This is a genomic window from Mesorhizobium sp. ORM8.1 (assembly GCF_053005525.2).
In genome coordinates, this window is the sequence record NZ_CM132600.1 from 1,786,838 (window position 1) to 1,802,611 (window position 15,774).

Consider the following 15,774-nt stretch of genomic DNA (forward strand, 5'->3'; position numbering starts at 1 on the left):
AGCCGGTTCAGTCGGAATCTGTCTTTTTGTTTTGACGCAATTCCTGGCGGAGGGTTACGGCGAAGTCGCCGAACTTAACCGCACACTTTTCCTGGAATTGCTCAAGGCGAAATGAGGTGCGCACCCCTGCCCTGTCAAGAGCGGCGCGCTTCATGCTTGTTTCGCTGGACGGCGCAGCCTCAGGATCAGCACGGCGGCGAGAGCGGCGGCCAGGCCGTACCAGGTCAGCGCATATTGCAGATGGTTGTTGGGCAGATCGATGATGGTGACGCCGCCGACCGGCAGGCCGCCTGGGTTCGGCGTCTTGTCGGCGTCGATGAAGAACGGCACCAGCACGGCCCCTGCCGGCAGGCCGGCGCTCGCAGCCATGACGTCGCGGTCCTTCCAGAAGAAGATGTTCTTGGCGACATCATTGTCGGGCAGCATCATCGACGGCTTGGCCGGCAACGGGTTTCGCGCCAGGCCTGTCACCGTGACCTTGCCGGCAACCTCGCCCTGCGGGCGCTTGGCCGGATCCTTGAGATCGTAGGGAACGAAACCACGATTGACGAGCACGAAGCGGCCGTCCTCGAGCTCAAGGGGCGTGTAGACGTTGAAGCCGCTGTCGCCTTCCCAAGTGGAAAAGAAATGCCGCTCGCCCTGGTGCAGGAAGGTGCCTGTTACCGTCACCGGCGTGTATTCGACATCCTGCGAGGCGGCGAATTCCTTCTCGACATCGGCCAGCGGCAAGGGCGCCGCATGGGTTCGCTTGTCGATGGTGGCAAGCAGGTGTTGCTTCCAGTGCAGGCGCTGGACCTGCCAGGTACCGAGCCCGATCAGAATGGCGAGCAGGACCAGGCCAAGGCCAAGCAGCAACGCCGAGCGCGGCCGCGAACGGCCGGCAGCCGAAGCAGTGGCTTCGCTCACTGGCCGGAGTCCAGCCTGCCTTCGGCGGCTTTCTTGGAATATTGCAAGGTGATCAGCACGCCCTTGATCAGGCGCAGCGCCGTCAGGCAGAGCACCAGGGCCAGCGGCAGCCAGATCAGGAAATGCAGCCAGAGCGGCGGGCTGAACGTCACTTCCATCCACAGCGCAAGGCCGACGACAATGAAGCCGATGATCAGGATGACGAACACCGCCGGGCCATCGCCGGCATCGGCGAAGGAATAATCAAGGCCGCAATTGTAGCAGCGCTGGCCGACGGTGAGGAACCCGGAGAACAGCTTGCCTTCACCGCAGCGCGGGCAGCGACCGTGCAGGCCCGCCGAGATCGGATCGATGGGTGGCCAGATCGCCTTGTCTTCGCTCATTGCGTGATCTCCAGAGCGTTTCGCGGAAACGGCGAACCGCTCTATCTCCTTGTTTGGCGCAATTCCGGACGGAAAACCGTGTGACACTTTTCCCGGAATTGCTTAGCTCACTTCGTGATCTCTATCGGTGTGCCGTCGGCCACCATTGTCCAGATTTCATCGATATCCGAGTCCGTAACCGCAATGCAGCCGTCGGTCCAGTCGACCATTTGAAGCAGCCGGCCCGTCCAGCCGAAACCATTCGGCTGGCCATGGATCATGATGAAGCCGCCGGGATCGATACCGCGGGACCTTGCCGCCGCGACATCGTCGGCATTGGGATAGGAGATATGGATTGACTTGTGCGCGACACTGTTGGGATTGCGCCAGTCGAGGACGTAGCGCCCTTCCGGCGTCCGCTCGTCGCCCTCCCGGTGCTTGTGGCCGACGGGATCACCACCGAGCGCGATGCTGTAGTTGCGCAGGATTTGCCCACCGCCGATCAGCTGCAGTTGCCGCTGCGACTTCTCGACCCGCACCAGATCGACCTTTAGCGCCAGCGGCGCATCGCGTTCCTGCACAGAGGATGTCGCGATCAGATACGCGCAGATGGCAAAGGGAATTCTCGCCCACATCGCTTGAAGCGTTCCACCGTTTCACGGCGAACCGCTCTATCTCCTTGTTTTGACGCAATTCCGGTCGGAGGGTTACGGCGAAATCGCCGAACTTAACCGTTTCACACTTTTCCCGGAATTGCTCTAGCGATGGCCGGCCATTGCGCCGAAAAGAAGAAAGGCGGCCGCATCGCCGCGACCGCCTTCAAAACTCCTGAAAAAGTGCTGGAAGCAAATTCCGGAAAATCGCCACGCGCTTTTCCCGGAATTGCCTTTATCAGTGCCCCTCGATCAGCGCGCCGGTCGAGCCCCAGACATAGATGGCGCTGAACAGGAACAGCCAGACCACGTCGACGAAGTGCCAGTACCAGGCGGCCGCCTCGAAGCCGAAATGCTGCTTCGGGGTGAAGTCGCCACGCATGGCGCGCACCAGGCAGACCAACAGGAAGATGGTGCCGATGATGACGTGGAAGCCGTGGAAACCGGTCGCCATGAAGAAGGTGGCGCCGTAGATGGAGTCCTTGAACCCGAACGGCGCGTGCATGTACTCGTAAGCCTGCACCATGGTGAAGAGCATGCCGAGGCCGACGGTCAGCACCAGGCCGTTGATCAGGCCCTTGCGGTCGCCATGCAGCAGCGCGTGGTGCGCCCAGGTCACCGTCGTGCCCGACAAGAGCAGGATGATGGTGTTGTAGAGCGGCAGGTGGAAGGGATCGAGAACCTCCAGACCCTTCGGCGGCCAGACGCCGCCGGTGAAGGCGGCACGCGCATACTGGGTTGCCTCGCTCGGAAACAGGCTGGCGTCGAAATAGGCCCAGAACCAGGCGACGAAGAACATCACCTCGGAGGCGATGAACATGATCATGCCGTAGCGCAGGTGCAGCGACACGACGCGCGTATGATGGCCCTCATGCGCTTCCTTGATGGTGTCCGACCACCAGGCGAACATCGTGTAAAGCACGATGATGAGGCCGATGAAGAACAGCCACGGATTGGCGATGTTGTGGCCGAAGATCGGGAAGTTGCCGGCCTTCAGATACTGCATCAGGGCGACGCCGCCGATGGCCATGACCAGCGCGCCGATCGAGCCCAGGAAAGGCCAGGGGCTGGGGTTGACGAGATGGTAGTCGTGTTGTGGTTTTGCGTGCGCGTCTGCCATATCAACCCCCGAGATTTGCTTCGGTATCGGAAACTTTGTTGGTGCTGCTGCCGGCGGCCGGCGCGGATGAGGCGACCGGCTGTTTCTTTTCGACCGGGAACATCGTGTAGGACAGCGTGATGGTCTTCAAGTCCTTGAGTTCCGGCACGTTGACGATGTCCGGATCGACATAGAACACGACCGGCATGTCCAGCGTCTCGCCGGGCTTCAGCGTGGTGTCGGTGAAGCAGAAGCACTCCACCTTGTTGAAATAGGCGCCCGCCATTTCCGGCTGCACGTTGAAGGAAGCGCGGCCGGTGATCGGGCGGTCGAATTTGTTGGTGGCGCTGTAATGCGCCTGCGCCGTCGCGCCGATCTTGATGGTCACCGAGCGGGCGACCGGCTCGAACCGCCACGGAATGCCGTTGGTGTTGGCGTCGAAGCGGACGGTAAGCTCGCGGTCGAGCACGCGGCCGGCATATTGCTTTTCGGCGCGCTGCGTGGTGCCGCCATAGCCGGTCACCTGGCAGAACATCTTGTAGAGCGGCACCGCCGCATAGGCCATGCCGACCATGCCGGTGAAGAAAGCCAGGCAAACGGCCGCGACGACGGCGTTGCTGTTCAGCTTGCGGGGCTTGCTGGTCTCGCCGCTCATCAGCCGCCTCCCAACAGACCCGACGATGTCAGGCTGGCGCCGTGATGGCCGAAGCGCACGATGGTGACGGCGTAGAAGATGACGACCAGTGCGGCGAGCGCGAGACCGATGGCGATGGAGCGGTTGCGGCGCGCCTTTTTCTGGCGTTCCGTCAGCGTCACCAGTTCGAGTTTCTTGTCGGCCACGATCATGCACCCCCCATCGTCAGGGCGCGCCCGACCACGCAGTCGACGAGATAGGCAGCAAAGATGGCGAAGAGATAGAGCAGCGAATAGGCAAACAGCGCCTTGGCCGGCTTCATCGCGCTGTCGTCGTCGCGCATGCGCAGAACCTTCCAGGCATACCAGACGAAGCCAAGGCCGAGCACGGCGGAAACCACGCCATAGCCGGCGGTGGTGTAGCCGAGCACCCAAGGCAGTACGCCGACCGGCGCCAGGATCAGCGCATAGGCGAAGATCTGCCGGCGCGTCGAGGCCTGGCCGGCGACATTCGGCATCATCGGGATGCCGGCGCGGGCGTAGTCGTCGGACTTGAACAGAGCGAGCGCCCAGAAGTGCGGCGGCGTCCACAGGAAGATGATCAGGAACAGGATCACGCTTTCGAGGCTGACCGATCCGGTCACCGCCGCCCAGCCGATCACCGGCGGGATGGCGCCGGCGGCGCCGCCGATGACGATGTTCTGCGGCGTCCAGCGCTTCAGCCACATGGTGTAGATGACGGCGTAGAAGAAGATGGTGAAGGCGAGCAGCGACGCCGACAGCCAGTTGACCAGCACGCCGAGCGTCATCACCGACAGAGCCGACAGCACCAGGCCGAAGCCCAGCGCCTCACCTGGCGAGACGCGGCCGGCCGGCACGGGACGGCTGGCCGTCCTGGTCATTACCGCGTCGATGTCGGCATCGTACCACATGTTGAGCGCGCCCGAGGCGCCCGCACCTATGGCAATTGCCAGAATGGCGACCATCGCTATCAATGGGTTGACGGAGACGGGCGCCGCGACCAGGCCGACAAAAGCGGTGAAGACGACCAACGACATGACGCGCGGCTTCAGCAGGGCGAAGAAATCGCCCGCGGTCGCTTCCGATATGCGAAAGCCCGCGTCCTCCATCAATCTGTCGTCAGCAAGGGCCATGCGTACTTAAGTCCATTATTCCGTTGGCCAAGACCGCCGGCAGGCCGGCGGTCTCGTATTTCAGGCGGCTGCCTACTTGATCTTCGGCAGCTGTTCCCACTGGTGGAACGGCGGCGGCGAAGGCAGCTGCCATTCGAGCGTGGTGGCACCCTCGCCCCACGGATTGGCGCCGGCCACCCGCTTCTTCTGGAAGGCCTCGAAGACGCAGTAGAGGAAGATCAGGACGCCGACCGCCGAGATGTAGGAGCCGACGGACGAGACATAGTTCCATCCGGCGAACGCGTCGGGATAGTCGATCGTACGGCGCGGCATGCCGGCAAGGCCGAGGAAATGCTGCGGGAAGAAGATCAGGTTGACGCCGACGAAGGTGACCCAGAAGTGGGTGTTGGCGATGACCGGCGAATACATGTAGCCGGTCATTTTCGGGAACCAGTAGTACCAGCCGGCGAAGATCGCGAACACGGCGCCCAGCGACAGCACATAGTGGAAGTGGGCGATGACGAAATAGGTGTCGTGCAGCGAGCGGTCGAGGCCGGCATTGGCGAGCTGGACGCCGGTCACACCACCGATGGTGAACAGGAAGATGAAGCCCAGCGCCCACAGCATCGGCGGCTTGAAGGAGATCGAGCCGCCCCACATGGTGGCGATCCAGGAGAAGATCTTCACGCCGGTCGGCACAGCGATGACCATGGTGGCGAACACGAAGTAGCGCTGCGTGTCGAGCGACAGGCCGGTGGTGTACATGTGGTGCGCCCAGACGATGAAGCCGACGGCACCGATCGCGACCATGGCATAGGCCATGCCGAGATAGCCGAAGACGGGCTTCTTCGAGAAGGTCGAGACGATGTGGCTGATAATGCCGAAGCCCGGCAGGATCAGGATGTACACCTCGGGGTGACCGAAGAACCAGAACAGATGCTGGAAGAGGATCGGGTCACCGCCATTGTCCGGCACGAAGAAAGAGGTGCCGAAATTGCGGTCGGTCAAAAGCATGGTGATGGCGCCGGCGAGCACAGGCAGCGACAACAAGAGCAGGAAGGCGGTGACCAGCACAGACCAGGCAAACAGCGGCATCTTGTGCAGCGTCATGCCCGGCGCGCGCATGTTGAAGATGGTGGTGATGAAGTTGATGGCGCCGAGGATCGACGAGGCGCCTGCGATATGGATCGACAGGATCGCCAGATCCATCGCCGGGCCAGGCTGACCCGACGTCGAGAGCGGCGGATAAAGCGTCCAGCCGCCGCCGGCACCGAAGGCGCCGGGCGCGCTCGGCATGAACAGCGAGGTCAGCAGCAGCAAGAAGGCCGGCGGCAGCAGCCAGAAAGAGATGTTGTTCATGCGCGGGAAGGCCATGTCCGGCGCGCCGATCATGATCGGCACCATCCAGTTGGCAAAACCGCCGATCAGCGCCGGCATGACCATGAAGAAGATCATGATCAGCGCGTGCGCGGTGCCGAAGGCATTGTACATGCTCTTGCCGCCGTCGATGGCGGCGTCGCCGTTCATGCCGTAGACCATCTGCGCCAGACCGGTGAATATCTGGATGCCCGGCTCCTGCAACTCCATGCGGATGACGACCGAGAGCGCGCCGCCGATGATGCCGGCGCAAATCGCGAAGATCAGGTAGAGCGTGCCGATATCCTTGTGGTTGGTGGAGTACACCCACCGGACCCAGCCATGATAGGGCTTGTGGTCGTGATCGTCGTGAGCTGCAGCCTCTGCCATGTTCCGCTCCGTTCCCTAATTCTTGCTAACCCGTGGCATCAGTTGCCGGCGGCCGCTACCTTATTGGTACCATCGATCTCAGCCATCAGCGCCTTGTTGGCGCCGGGCACGTCGGTCTCGGCCGTCGCCAGCCAGGTCTTGAACTGCGCCTCGGAGACGACGCGGATCGCGATCGGCATGAAGGCATGGTCCTTGCCGCAGAGCTGCGAGCACTGGCCGTAATAGAGGCCTTCCTTCTCGGCCTTGAACCAGGTCTCGTTGGTGCGGCCGGGCACGGCGTCCATCTTGATGCCGAAGGACGGCATGGCGAAGGAATGGATGACGTCGGTGGCGGTGATCAGCACGCGCGTCATGGTGTTGACCGGCACGACCAGTTCATTGTCGACCGCGAGCAGGCGCGGATAGCGGGCGCGATCTTCCTTGCCGGCCTTGGCGCGGTCGCCATCCTGGAGAATCGCCGAGTTGAAGGAGAAGGTCTTGTCGACCTGGTATTCGTAGTCCCAGTTCCACTGGTTGCCGGTCGCCTTGACGGTGAGCTTGGCCTCTTCCGGCGGCGTATATTGCGCGGTCAAGAGCTGGAAGGAGGGAATGGCGATCAAGAGCAGCACGAGCACCGGCCCGACGGTCCAGACGACTTCGATCAGCGTGTTGTGGCTGGTCTTGGACGGAACCGGGTTGACGCTGGCGCGGAAGCGCAGGATGCAAACGAAGAGAAGCAACAGCACCAGGATGGTGATCGGGACGATGAACCACATGGTGTAGTTCCCGAACCGCTCGATCTGCCGCATCATGTCGGTCGCCGGCGCCTGGAAGGTCATCTCCCATGGGCGGGGCTGGTCGGCATGGGCCGCGGCACTGGAGAAGAGCACGGCCGAAGCGGCCGTACCTGCCAAGAATTCAGCGCTTGCCAGGAATTTCCTCATCGCCCTCTCGTCTCCCACTTCCCGCGATCTGATCGCACCAATAAGGGAGGATGCCGGGATTGGGAATCCCGGTCTGTCCCTAGGCTGGTTCAAACCATACTCTATTTCCCTCCGCAAGGAAGGAGCGGACGAAACCGTGCGGCATTTTTGCGCGCAGCCCGAAGGGCATGGCGGGCCGTGACGAGGCGGTCCGGCGGACGGTCGCAATTCGGGCGAATTTGCTATGGAAAAGCGCTGAATTGCCGGGTATCGGGGCGGACCGGCGACGGTCTCGTCCTTTACTTGGCCCCAGCGCGGCTTAAAGTGCCGTGATTCGCAATGGAGCCGTCATGACTTCCTGGCTTTCGAGAACCCTGGCGAAGGTCACCCTAGCCATCGCCTTGCTCGGCGTCGGCATAGCCGTCGGCACCGCCGCCCCGCCGAACAACGCCACGCCGCCGAGCGGCACGGTCAAGTCGACGCATGGCGCGTGGTCGATCATCTGCGACACACCGGCAGGCGCGACCTCCGAACAATGCGTGATGATGCAGAACGTCGTTGCCGAGGACCGCCCGGAAATGGGGCTGTCGGTGGTGGTGCTGCGCACTGCCGACAACAAGGCCGAGATCCTGCGGGTGCTGGCGCCGCTCGGCGTGCTCTTGCCCAACGGCCTCGGCCTCAATGTCGACGGCAAGGATATCGGCCGCGCCTATTTCGTGCGCTGCTTCCAGGACGGCTGCTATGCCGAGGTTATCCTCGAGAAGCCGCTGCTCGACACGCTGAAGACCGGCACGTCGGCCACCTTCATCGTCTTCCAGACGCCCGAGGAAGGCATCGGCATCCCCGTCGACCTCAAAGGCTTCGCCGACGGCTTCGCCGCCCTGCCCTGAGCAGAGCGTTTCGCGGCTATCACAATCGCTTTGTGCGGCGAACGCCGATTGTCTTGGCGTGCCTTCACCCCTACATCGGGGGAAGCCAGAGAAATTACCCAGTGGACAGCCCGCCATGAACAGCCTGATCGGCCAATTCGACATTTCCGACGATCGCGTCAAAGAGATCGTCGCCGAGACCATCAAGGGCGCCGACGACGGCGAGCTGTTTATCGAATACAGCGAGAGCGAGGCGCTGATGTTCGACAATGGCCGGCTGAAGACGGCCAATTTCAGCACCGACCAGGGGTTCGGCCTGCGCGCCGTGGCCGGCGAGGCGAGCGGCTATGCGCATTCGAGCGAGCTCTCGGAGGCTTCGCTGCGGCGCGCGGCCGATGCCGTCTCGACGGTCAAGGGCGGCTATTCCGGAACGCTGGCCGCCGCGCCCGCGCGCACCAACCGGCATCTTTACGGCGACGAAAACCCGATCCCCTCGCCCTCCTTCGAGGCCAAGGCCAAGCTGTTGCAGGAGATCGACAGCTGGGTGCGCGCCAGGGATCCGCGCGTGCGCCAGGTGACGGCCTCGCTCGCCGCGTCCTGGCAGCATGTCGAGATCGTGCGCGGCGACGGCCAGATCGTGCGCGACATCCGCCCGCTGGTCCGCATCAACGTGTCGGTCGTGGTCGGCGACGGCGACCGGCAGGAAAGCGGCTCCTACGGCATGGGCGGCCGCAAGAGCTTTGGCGAGTTCGTCGGCGAGGAAAACTGGAAGCATGCCGCCAGCGAGGCTCTGCGGCAGGCGCTGGTCAATCTCGAAGCGGTTCCCGCACCAGCCGGCACCTTCGATATCGTGCTGTCCAGCGGCTGGCCGGGCGTGATGCTGCATGAGGCGGTCGGCCACGGTCTGGAAGGCGATTTCAACCGCAAGAAGACGTCGGCCTTCGCCGGCCTCTTGGGCCAACAGGTGGCGGCCAAGGGCGTCACCGTCGTCGATGACGGCACGATCCCCGAGCGCCGCGGTTCGCTCACCGTGGACGACGAGGGCACGCCCTCGGCACGCAACGTGCTGATCGAGGACGGCAAGCTTGTCGGCTATATGCAGGACCGCCAGAACGCCCGGCTGATGGGCATGAAGGCGACCGGCAACGGAAGGCGCGAGGGCTACGCGCACCAGCCGATGCCGCGCATGACCAACACCTATATGACCGCGGGCGACATGGAGCCGGACGAGATCATCGCCTCGGTCAAGAACGGCATCTACGCCGTCTCCTTCGGCGGCGGCCAGGTCGATATCACGTCGGGCAAATTCGTGTTCGGCTGCACCGAAGCCTACATGATCGAGAACGGCAAGGTGACGCAGCCGATCAAGGGCGCGATGTTGATCGGCAACGGTCCCGACGCCATGCATAGGGTCTCGATGATCGGCAACGACATGAAGCTCGACAACGGTATCGGCATGTGCGGCAAGGCCGGACAGGGCGTGCCGGTCGGCGTCGGCCAGCCGCATCTGAGGATGAACCAGGTGACGGTGGGCGGCACAAGGGTTTGAGGATTGCCGGGCATTCTGGTAGGACTATTCTCCGCCAGATGACGTTTTCAGCAAATGGTGTCTTGATGTCTGAATCCGAGATCAAGCCGCAGGGCGTTCCGCCGAAGTCGCGGTTGGCTGTCACCCCAACGCGACCGCAAGATGTCTTCGGCGTTCTGCCGCACAGCGGCGAACCGAAGACATTAGACGAAATGGATGCTGGCGTGCTTGCCGAAGCGCGACGGCGTCATGCTCGCGATTAGCCAACCAGCGCAACGTATTGTTTTAGGACATTATTAATTATTTAATTGCGAGGCTTGCCGTTTCCGCATTAACTCTTCGACAGTCTCCTCGTTGCGGTGGTGTTGGCAGTGCTAGGTTCCCCTCACGTCCTGACGTCTTCCCTCATTGGCCTTGTTTCGTTGATTGGTGCCACGTCGCTGCAAGTCAGTCCGGCGGCGGCACAGTCGAGCTTCTTCAAGCAGACGTCGAAGCAACCTGCCATCGGCGGGTCGAGCTCCGCCGCGGTTGGCGGAACAACCAGCGTCCCCTATGGCTGGCTCGATTTCTGCCATCGCCGGCCAAAAGAGTGCAAAGTGCCCGCGCTGCCAGCCACGAATGTCAAGCTGACCGCGCAGAACATGCGCACGCTCCAGCGGATAAACCAGAAAGCCAACAGCTCCATCAAACCGGTCAGCAACTACGACCATTGGGGCACGATGATGGACCACTGGGACTATCCGACGGACGGCAAGGGCGACTGCAAGATCTATGCCCTCTACAAGCGCAAGCTGCTCCTGCAGGCCGGCTTTCCCCGGCAGGCGCTGCTGATGACGGTGGTGCGCGATCTGCACAATGAAGGCCACACCATCCTGACGGTGAAGACCGACAAGGGCGATCTCATCCTGGACAATCTGGTCAACGAGATCAGGCCCTGGAACGCCACCGGCTATTATTTCATGAAACGCCAGTCGCAGCAGAACCCGAACAATTGGGTGTCGATCAACCAGCGCGGCGGCACGGCGAAGCGCCTCTCGCCAAGCTCGTAAAGGCCGGCCGGGACCCGGAGCGATCCACCTTTGACGGGCTGACCCGCCACAAACCGGATATCCTCTACCTCGCAAGTTCATGGGCGGACAAAATCCGGCCCATGAACTTGGCATCGCCGCCCGTGGCCAAGCAAACCTACTGGCCTACTGCTTGCAGGGTGGCTCGCCAGGATGCCCGCAGGTCGGCTTCTTGTTACCTTGTGATGGCTGCTCCCTGGGCTGTTGCGGCAGGCGCCGCTCCTGCACCTGAGGCTGAGGCCTCGGCTGCTGCAGGCGTCTTTCTTGCATCTGAGGTTTTGGCTGCGCCTGGAACTCGGGCCTCTGCGGCCTAAGCACCTGCACGTTCGGTTTTTCCTGCTTGAACTGGTGCTTGACGTTCTCGTTCAGCCTGTTGGCCTTGAAGTTGCGCTGGACGTCGACGCCCGCGCCGGCGGAACCTTGTTCGCCGTTCGGCAGTCCGCGGAACTTCCTGTTCCCGTTAGCCGAACCCTGATTCTGGCCGGAGAAAACATTCGGATTGTTCTTCCTGAGCCGCTCCTGCACGCTCGGCCGGTTATCGGCCGGCGCGCCACTGACGGTCGGCGGCTTGCGAAACTTCTTGCCCTTGTTGTTACCGCTCGCAGAACCCTGATCGCTCGGTCCGGCAGCCTGGCCGGCCGATAAATCCTTGCGTGTCAGCTTCTTCGGTTTGCCGTTGTTCTGGCCGGACAACGCGTTCGGACTGTTCTTCCCGAACCTCTGCTGGGCGCTCTGCCCGTTCTCGGCCGGCGCGCCGTTGACGGTCGGCAGCTTGCGAGACTTGCCATTCTTGCCCTGATCGTCGCCGGCTCCGTTCTGCTGGCCGTTGCCGGTTGCCTGCTGGTTGTTTTCCTGGGTGCCTTGCTTGCCGAGCAGCTTCTTCGACTCGTTGCCCGGCAAATTCTGGCCGTTTAGTACCGGCTTGCCGTTGACGAGCGGCAGCGTCTTGCCGTTGGCTCCGGGTAAGGCGTGGTCGGTCCCAAGCTTGTCGGCGGACAGGTTCTTCGACAGCGGAGTCGCGGCGCCAGGCTGCTGACCCTGTGTCGCGGCCTGGCCGGGTTTAAGCGGCTGGCCGCCTTGATTCTGCTTGGACAGCACCGCCTTTTTCTGCAGCAACGGTGGCAGCGCCACCGTGGCCGCCAGAGCCGCGGCGCCCGCACCAACCGCCAGTTTCTGCCCGGTGGTGAGACCGCTCGGTGCATTGCCGTTTGGCTGTCCGGCCTGCTTGGCGGTTTCGTTGTTGATCGTCGTGTTGTTGATGTTGTTAATGACGGTCGTGTTGTGGATGTTGTTGAAGATGATGTCGTTCGGCGGCGGCACGATGTTACGCGGCGGGTTGATAAACGCGGGTATCGGCACGAACACCGGCGTCGGCAGAACAAAGACGTCGACCGGCGGCGGCGGCGGCGCCAACACCACGAAATCCGGCGGCGGCGGCGGCAGGAAGATCACAGCGACCGGCGGCGGCGGCTCGAAATCGAAATCGGGATCGTCGAAATAGAGCACTGGACGGTCGACATAGACGATTTCCTCCTCCGGCGGAGGCGGCACATCATAGTCATAGACCGTGAATTCCTCCGGCGGCTCCAGTGCCGTATCGAAATGCTCGAGCCGGCGACGCGCGTCCCATGCGTGCGGGCCATGCGAATACCGCCGCAGATAAGACCAATAGGCTTCCGGCGTGTCCTGCAGCCACGTCTCGCGCCAGGTGATCGCCTCGCGCCGCGCAGCGATGATGGCGCGCACGCGCTTGGCCATCGGGTCATGCGGATAGGCGACAAGGAAATCCTCGTAGCCGCGCATCGTGTCGCGGTCGAGAGCCGCGACGTAAGCGTCGTGTGCATCGAAGTCGCGGATCGCCCTGGTCCGATTGGACCGGGATTCGGCCTCCGAAACCTTGGGCGCGGGAGCGTCAGCAGCACGGTCGAAGAAGACGAACGGTGTGGTGATCTTCGAGGCATTCCAAGGCACTTCCGCACCTTGCGTCACCTCGTTGACACGCAGCCGTGTGCGGTCGAACACGTCGTCAAGCGACAAGCCGCCTTCGCGTATCATCTCGGCGAGCGCCTGAGCATAGGCGCCATAGGTGCCCTTGCCTTCCGGCGCAACAGTTCCCGGAGCAGCATTGAATGCAATCAGCATGTTCGGGTCGGGATCGACCAGGGCGAGACCGCCGGCCAACGGCTGGCTCATTTTCGGAAAGGCATTCGGCCGAGCCGCATCGAGGACGACGATGTTGACCTTCGTCGTCAGCCCGGCCAGAGACTTGGTGATATCGGAGAGCCGCATGGCTTGAAGCGGCACGTCTGCCGGACTGGCGATCTGGGCGTCGACCGGCAGGAAGTAATTCTCGCCTTCGAACTGCACGCCGCGGCCGGCGAGATACACGAAAACGACCGCGTCGGGACCGGCGGCGGAGACCTTTCCGAGGAAATCGCGCAAGGCGCCGCGTAGCGATTCCTGATCCACATCGCGCGCGCCAACCACATCGAAACCAGCCGCCTGCAGGGTCTGAGCGATCAATCCCCCGTCATTGGCGGCTGTCGCGAGTTCGCCGGACTGATAGGCGCCATTGCCGATGACGAAGCCCAGCCGCTTTTCGCCCTGCGCCAGCGCGCCAGCCGTGGAACCGGCCACGAAAAGGACAAGAGCGACGACGAGCCAAAGGAATTTCTGAAACGTCCGCATCGCAATCCGCCATCCATTCACGGTGATAACGCTCTGAAGATCAAAATGTTTCCCGAACCGCTAAAATTAGGGCCCGCAAAAAGGCGGCTTTAGGGCGTAATTTCGTCGGAAGAACAGACGCTTCACAATTTTTCTCGCGAGCCGCTGGTGGCGGTCTATCGCCGCCGCTTCGGCTTCTCGAGCAGCGCGACCGCCTCGACATGTGGCGACCACAGGAACTGATCGATCGGCGTAACGCTCTTCAGCGTATAGCCGCCATCGAGGAGAATGCGCAGATCCCTGGCCAACGTCACCGGATTGCAGGAGACGGCTGCGACCAGCGGCACGTCGGAACGCGCGATCTGCTTGGACTGATCCTCGGCGCCGGCGCGCGGCGGATCGAAGACCAGGCCATCGAAGGCGTTCAATTCCTTGAAGGTCAGCGGCCGCCGGAACAGGTCGCGGCGTTCGCTGGTCACGCGTTTCAGGCCGCTGGCGAAGCGGAAGGCGCGGTCGAGCGCGGCGAGCGCCGGCGCATCGCCCTCGACGGCATGAACCTCGGACTTCGCCGCCAGCCGCAGCGCGAAACTGCCGCAACCGGCGAACAGGTCGGCGACCTTCTTGGCACGCGCCAGATGCTGACCAACCAGGGTAGCCATGGTCTGCTCGGCGGCCTCGGTCGCCTGCAGGAAGGCGCCCGGCGGCAAGGCGACGGCCACGGATCCGAACTGCACGGTGGGCTTTTTCGGTTCGACGATGATTTCGCCGTCGGCGGAAAGCCTCGCAAAACCCTCGGCCATGGCGAAATTAGAGGCGATGCGGCGCTGGTGGTCGCCAAGCTTGCCACCATCGTGGACGGCGACGTCGAGGCCTGACGCAGTGGCCGTCACCGTCATATGAAAAGCCTTCGGCGTCGCGCAAACGAGGTCAGCCAGGCCGCGCAGACGGCCAAGCGCCGCGACGATCGAAGGCAGCGAGATCGGGCATTCCTCGATCGGGATGATTTCGGAGGAAAGCGCGCGCATGAAGCCGAGCTGCATGCCGGCCTCGCTACGCCTGGCGCTGAAGGTGACGCGGCGGCGGCTGTGCGGCGCGCACGACACCAGCGGGCCGACCTCGGCGGCGACGCCCTTCAGCGCCTGCACGACTTTCTCGCGCTTCCATTGCCGGTAGGCCTCGGTCTCGAAATGCTGCAGCGCGCAGCCGCCGCATTCCGTGAAATGGCGGCAGGCCGGATCGATCCTGAGCGGCGAGCTTTCCAGCACCGACATCAAGGTGGCGCGGTCTTTCTGCCGTGCGGCGGTCACCGTCTCGCCCGGCAAGGCAAAGGGGATATAGACCTCACCGCCTTCCGCAGCGGCGATGCCGTCGCCTTGCGAGCCCAGCCTGGCAATGGTGAAACGCGGGCTCATCGCAATGAAGCGTCCTTGATCGCGGCAAGCAGGAATTCACGGTTGCCGTCGCCGCCTTCGATCGGCGATGGCTGCAGGCCCAGCACCCGCCAGCCTGGAATGCCGGCCAGCCAATCGCGCAGACCCTCGGCGACGCGTCCGGCATCGGCTGGCGCCTTGAGCAGGCCGCCCTTGCCGACTGCTTCGCGCCCGGCCTCGAACTGCGGCTTGACGAGCAGGATTGCCTTGGCGCCGTCTTGCGCCAATTCGAGCGCCGGCGGCAGCGCCAGCTTGAGCGAGATGAAGGAGACGTCGCAGACCAGGAAATCGGGGAAACGGCCACCAAGATCGGCAGCGGTGAGCTGACGGGCATTCAGCCCTTCGATCACCGTCACACGCGGATTGTCGGCGATATCGGCGTGCATCTGGCCATGGCCGACATCGATCGCCGTGACGTGGGCAGCATCGCGCTCGAGCAGCACCTGGGTGAAGCCACCGGTCGACGCGCCGATGTCGAGCGCTTCGCTGCCCGTAGGATCGAGGCCGAAATGGTCGAGGCCGGCGATCAGCTTCAGCGCCGCGCGCGACACATAGGCTTGCGCCGGATCGTCGATGGCGATCTGGCAGTCGTGCGCGACGGGTTGGCCGGGCTTGCGGGCGACCGCGCCGTCGATCGTCACCGTGCCCCGTTCGATGGCGTCGCGGGCGCGCGAGCGGCTGGCGAACAGGCCGCGCCCGACGAGCAGTTCGTCGAGCCGCTGGCGCTGGCTGGCTGGCAAGGGGAACTCATCGGCCTTCATTGGCGAAAGCCGGCCGCG

The 15,774-nt window shown here is 63.3% G+C and carries 16 protein-coding genes and 1 pseudogene; 4 read left to right on the forward strand and 13 right to left on the reverse strand.

Annotation, left to right across the window (positions count from 1 at the left end; genetic code table 11):
- Positions 1-7: 7 nt before the first annotated feature.
- The 10 genes from ACVDG8_RS09405 to coxB all read right to left on the reverse strand — a co-directional run bounded on the left by ACVDG8_RS09405 (position 8) and on the right by coxB (position 7,455).
- On the reverse strand, positions 8-154 hold the full coding sequence (locus ACVDG8_RS09405) for a hypothetical protein (RefSeq protein WP_447254459.1): 147 nt from the start codon (positions 152-154) through the stop codon (positions 8-10).
- Entirely contained in the window at positions 151-906 is a 756-nt protein-coding gene (locus ACVDG8_RS09410; RefSeq protein WP_447254460.1) for an SURF1 family protein, read from the reverse strand. Before ACVDG8_RS09410 ends, ACVDG8_RS09405 begins: the two co-directional genes overlap by 4 nt.
- Positions 903-1,289, reverse strand: a complete 387-nt coding sequence (locus tag ACVDG8_RS09415) for a DUF983 domain-containing protein (protein ID WP_447254461.1) — start codon at positions 1,287-1,289, stop codon at positions 903-905. Before ACVDG8_RS09415 ends, ACVDG8_RS09410 begins: the two co-directional genes overlap by 4 nt.
- A 107-nt stretch (positions 1,290-1,396) precedes the next feature.
- Positions 1,397-1,903: a L,D-transpeptidase family protein gene (locus ACVDG8_RS09420; RefSeq protein ID WP_447254462.1), complete on the reverse strand. Its 507-nt coding sequence runs from the start codon at positions 1,901-1,903 to the stop codon at positions 1,397-1,399.
- Positions 1,904-2,159: 256 nt separating this feature from the next.
- Complete coding sequence (locus ACVDG8_RS09425; RefSeq protein ID WP_447254463.1) at positions 2,160-3,041, reverse strand: cytochrome c oxidase subunit 3; 882 nt, start codon at positions 3,039-3,041, stop codon at positions 2,160-2,162.
- Between the two features lies 1 nt (position 3,042).
- Positions 3,043-3,675 (reverse strand): cytochrome c oxidase assembly protein, encoded by a 633-nt coding sequence (locus ACVDG8_RS09430; protein WP_447254464.1) that lies wholly within the window; start codon positions 3,673-3,675, stop codon positions 3,043-3,045.
- On the reverse strand, positions 3,675-3,866 hold the full coding sequence (locus ACVDG8_RS09435) for a hypothetical protein (RefSeq protein ID WP_447254465.1): 192 nt from the start codon (positions 3,864-3,866) through the stop codon (positions 3,675-3,677). The genes ACVDG8_RS09430 and ACVDG8_RS09435 overlap by 1 nt, the downstream gene beginning before the upstream one ends.
- Positions 3,863-4,807 carry a heme o synthase gene (locus ACVDG8_RS09440; protein ID WP_447254466.1) on the reverse strand — a complete coding sequence of 315 codons (945 nt, stop codon included), beginning with the start codon at positions 4,805-4,807 and terminating at the stop codon, positions 3,863-3,865. Before ACVDG8_RS09440 ends, ACVDG8_RS09435 begins: the two co-directional genes overlap by 4 nt.
- Positions 4,808-4,879: 72 nt before the next feature.
- Entirely contained in the window at positions 4,880-6,532 is a 1,653-nt protein-coding gene (ctaD, locus tag ACVDG8_RS09445; RefSeq protein ID WP_447254467.1) for a cytochrome c oxidase subunit I, read from the reverse strand.
- A 38-nt stretch (positions 6,533-6,570) separates the two neighbouring features.
- Complete coding sequence (gene coxB, locus ACVDG8_RS09450; protein ID WP_447254468.1) at positions 6,571-7,455, reverse strand: cytochrome c oxidase subunit II; 885 nt, start codon at positions 7,453-7,455, stop codon at positions 6,571-6,573.
- A gap of 329 nt (positions 7,456-7,784) precedes the next feature.
- On the opposite strand from coxB, the gene ACVDG8_RS09455 reads away from it, so the two are divergent.
- The 4 genes and pseudogenes from ACVDG8_RS09455 to ACVDG8_RS09470 all read left to right on the forward strand — a co-directional run bounded on the left by ACVDG8_RS09455 (position 7,785) and on the right by ACVDG8_RS09470 (position 10,880).
- A complete protein-coding gene (locus ACVDG8_RS09455; RefSeq protein ID WP_447254469.1) occupies positions 7,785-8,324 on the forward strand; it encodes an invasion associated locus B family protein in 540 nt (179 codons plus the stop codon).
- A 115-nt stretch (positions 8,325-8,439) separates the two neighbouring features.
- Positions 8,440-9,852, forward strand: a complete 1,413-nt coding sequence (tldD, locus tag ACVDG8_RS09460) for a metalloprotease TldD (RefSeq protein WP_447254470.1) — start codon at positions 8,440-8,442, stop codon at positions 9,850-9,852.
- A gap of 116 nt (positions 9,853-9,968) precedes the next feature.
- Positions 9,969-10,094: pseudogene (locus ACVDG8_RS09465) on the forward strand (AbrB/MazE/SpoVT family DNA-binding domain-containing protein); the annotation flags it as partial.
- Positions 10,095-10,202: 108 nt separating this feature from the next.
- Positions 10,203-10,880, forward strand: coding sequence for a transglutaminase-like cysteine peptidase (locus tag ACVDG8_RS09470; protein WP_447254471.1), 678 nt, complete (start codon positions 10,203-10,205; stop codon positions 10,878-10,880).
- A gap of 144 nt (positions 10,881-11,024) precedes the next feature.
- On the opposite strand, the gene ACVDG8_RS09475 is transcribed toward ACVDG8_RS09470, so the two are convergent.
- The 3 genes from ACVDG8_RS09475 to ACVDG8_RS09485 form a co-directional block, all read right to left on the reverse strand.
- Positions 11,025-13,586, reverse strand: coding sequence for a caspase family protein (locus tag ACVDG8_RS09475; RefSeq protein ID WP_455707659.1), 2,562 nt, complete (start codon positions 13,584-13,586; stop codon positions 11,025-11,027).
- A gap of 155 nt (positions 13,587-13,741) precedes the next feature.
- Positions 13,742-14,977, reverse strand: a complete 1,236-nt coding sequence (locus ACVDG8_RS09480) for a class I SAM-dependent RNA methyltransferase (protein ID WP_447254473.1) — start codon at positions 14,975-14,977, stop codon at positions 13,742-13,744.
- Entirely contained in the window at positions 14,974-15,756 is a 783-nt protein-coding gene (locus tag ACVDG8_RS09485) for a TlyA family RNA methyltransferase (protein WP_455707660.1), read from the reverse strand. The genes ACVDG8_RS09480 and ACVDG8_RS09485 overlap by 4 nt, the downstream gene beginning before the upstream one ends.
- Positions 15,757-15,774 lie beyond the last annotated feature (18 nt).

Bases quoted from the DNA above. Each gene is read 5' to 3' on its own strand.
- ctaD (WP_447254467.1), bottom strand. From the start codon at position 6,532: ATGGCAGAGGCTGCAGCTCACGACGATCACGACCACAAGCCCTATCAT.
- ACVDG8_RS09435 (WP_447254465.1), bottom strand. From the start codon at position 3,866: ATGATCGTGGCCGACAAGAAACTCGAACTGGTGACGCTGACGGAACGC.
- ACVDG8_RS09485 (WP_455707660.1), bottom strand. From the start codon at position 15,756: ATGAAGGCCGATGAGTTCCCCTTGCCAGCCAGCCAGCGCCAGCGGCTC.
- ACVDG8_RS09455 (WP_447254469.1), top strand. From the start codon at position 7,785: ATGACTTCCTGGCTTTCGAGAACCCTGGCGAAGGTCACCCTAGCCATC.
- ACVDG8_RS09425 (WP_447254463.1), bottom strand. From the start codon at position 3,041: ATGGCAGACGCGCACGCAAAACCACAACACGACTACCATCTCGTCAAC.
- ACVDG8_RS09415 (WP_447254461.1), bottom strand. From the start codon at position 1,289: ATGAGCGAAGACAAGGCGATCTGGCCACCCATCGATCCGATCTCGGCG.
- ACVDG8_RS09475 (WP_455707659.1), bottom strand. From the start codon at position 13,586: ATGCGGACGTTTCAGAAATTCCTTTGGCTCGTCGTCGCTCTTGTCCTT.
- ACVDG8_RS09405 (WP_447254459.1), bottom strand. From the start codon at position 154: ATGAAGCGCGCCGCTCTTGACAGGGCAGGGGTGCGCACCTCATTTCGC.
- ACVDG8_RS09420 (WP_447254462.1), bottom strand. From the start codon at position 1,903: ATGTGGGCGAGAATTCCCTTTGCCATCTGCGCGTATCTGATCGCGACA.
- coxB (WP_447254468.1), bottom strand. From the start codon at position 7,455: ATGAGGAAATTCCTGGCAAGCGCTGAATTCTTGGCAGGTACGGCCGCT.
- ACVDG8_RS09430 (WP_447254464.1), bottom strand. From the start codon at position 3,675: ATGAGCGGCGAGACCAGCAAGCCCCGCAAGCTGAACAGCAACGCCGTC.
- ACVDG8_RS09440 (WP_447254466.1), bottom strand. From the start codon at position 4,807: ATGGCCCTTGCTGACGACAGATTGATGGAGGACGCGGGCTTTCGCATA.
- tldD (WP_447254470.1), top strand. From the start codon at position 8,440: ATGAACAGCCTGATCGGCCAATTCGACATTTCCGACGATCGCGTCAAA.
- ACVDG8_RS09480 (WP_447254473.1), bottom strand. From the start codon at position 14,977: ATGAGCCCGCGTTTCACCATTGCCAGGCTGGGCTCGCAAGGCGACGGC.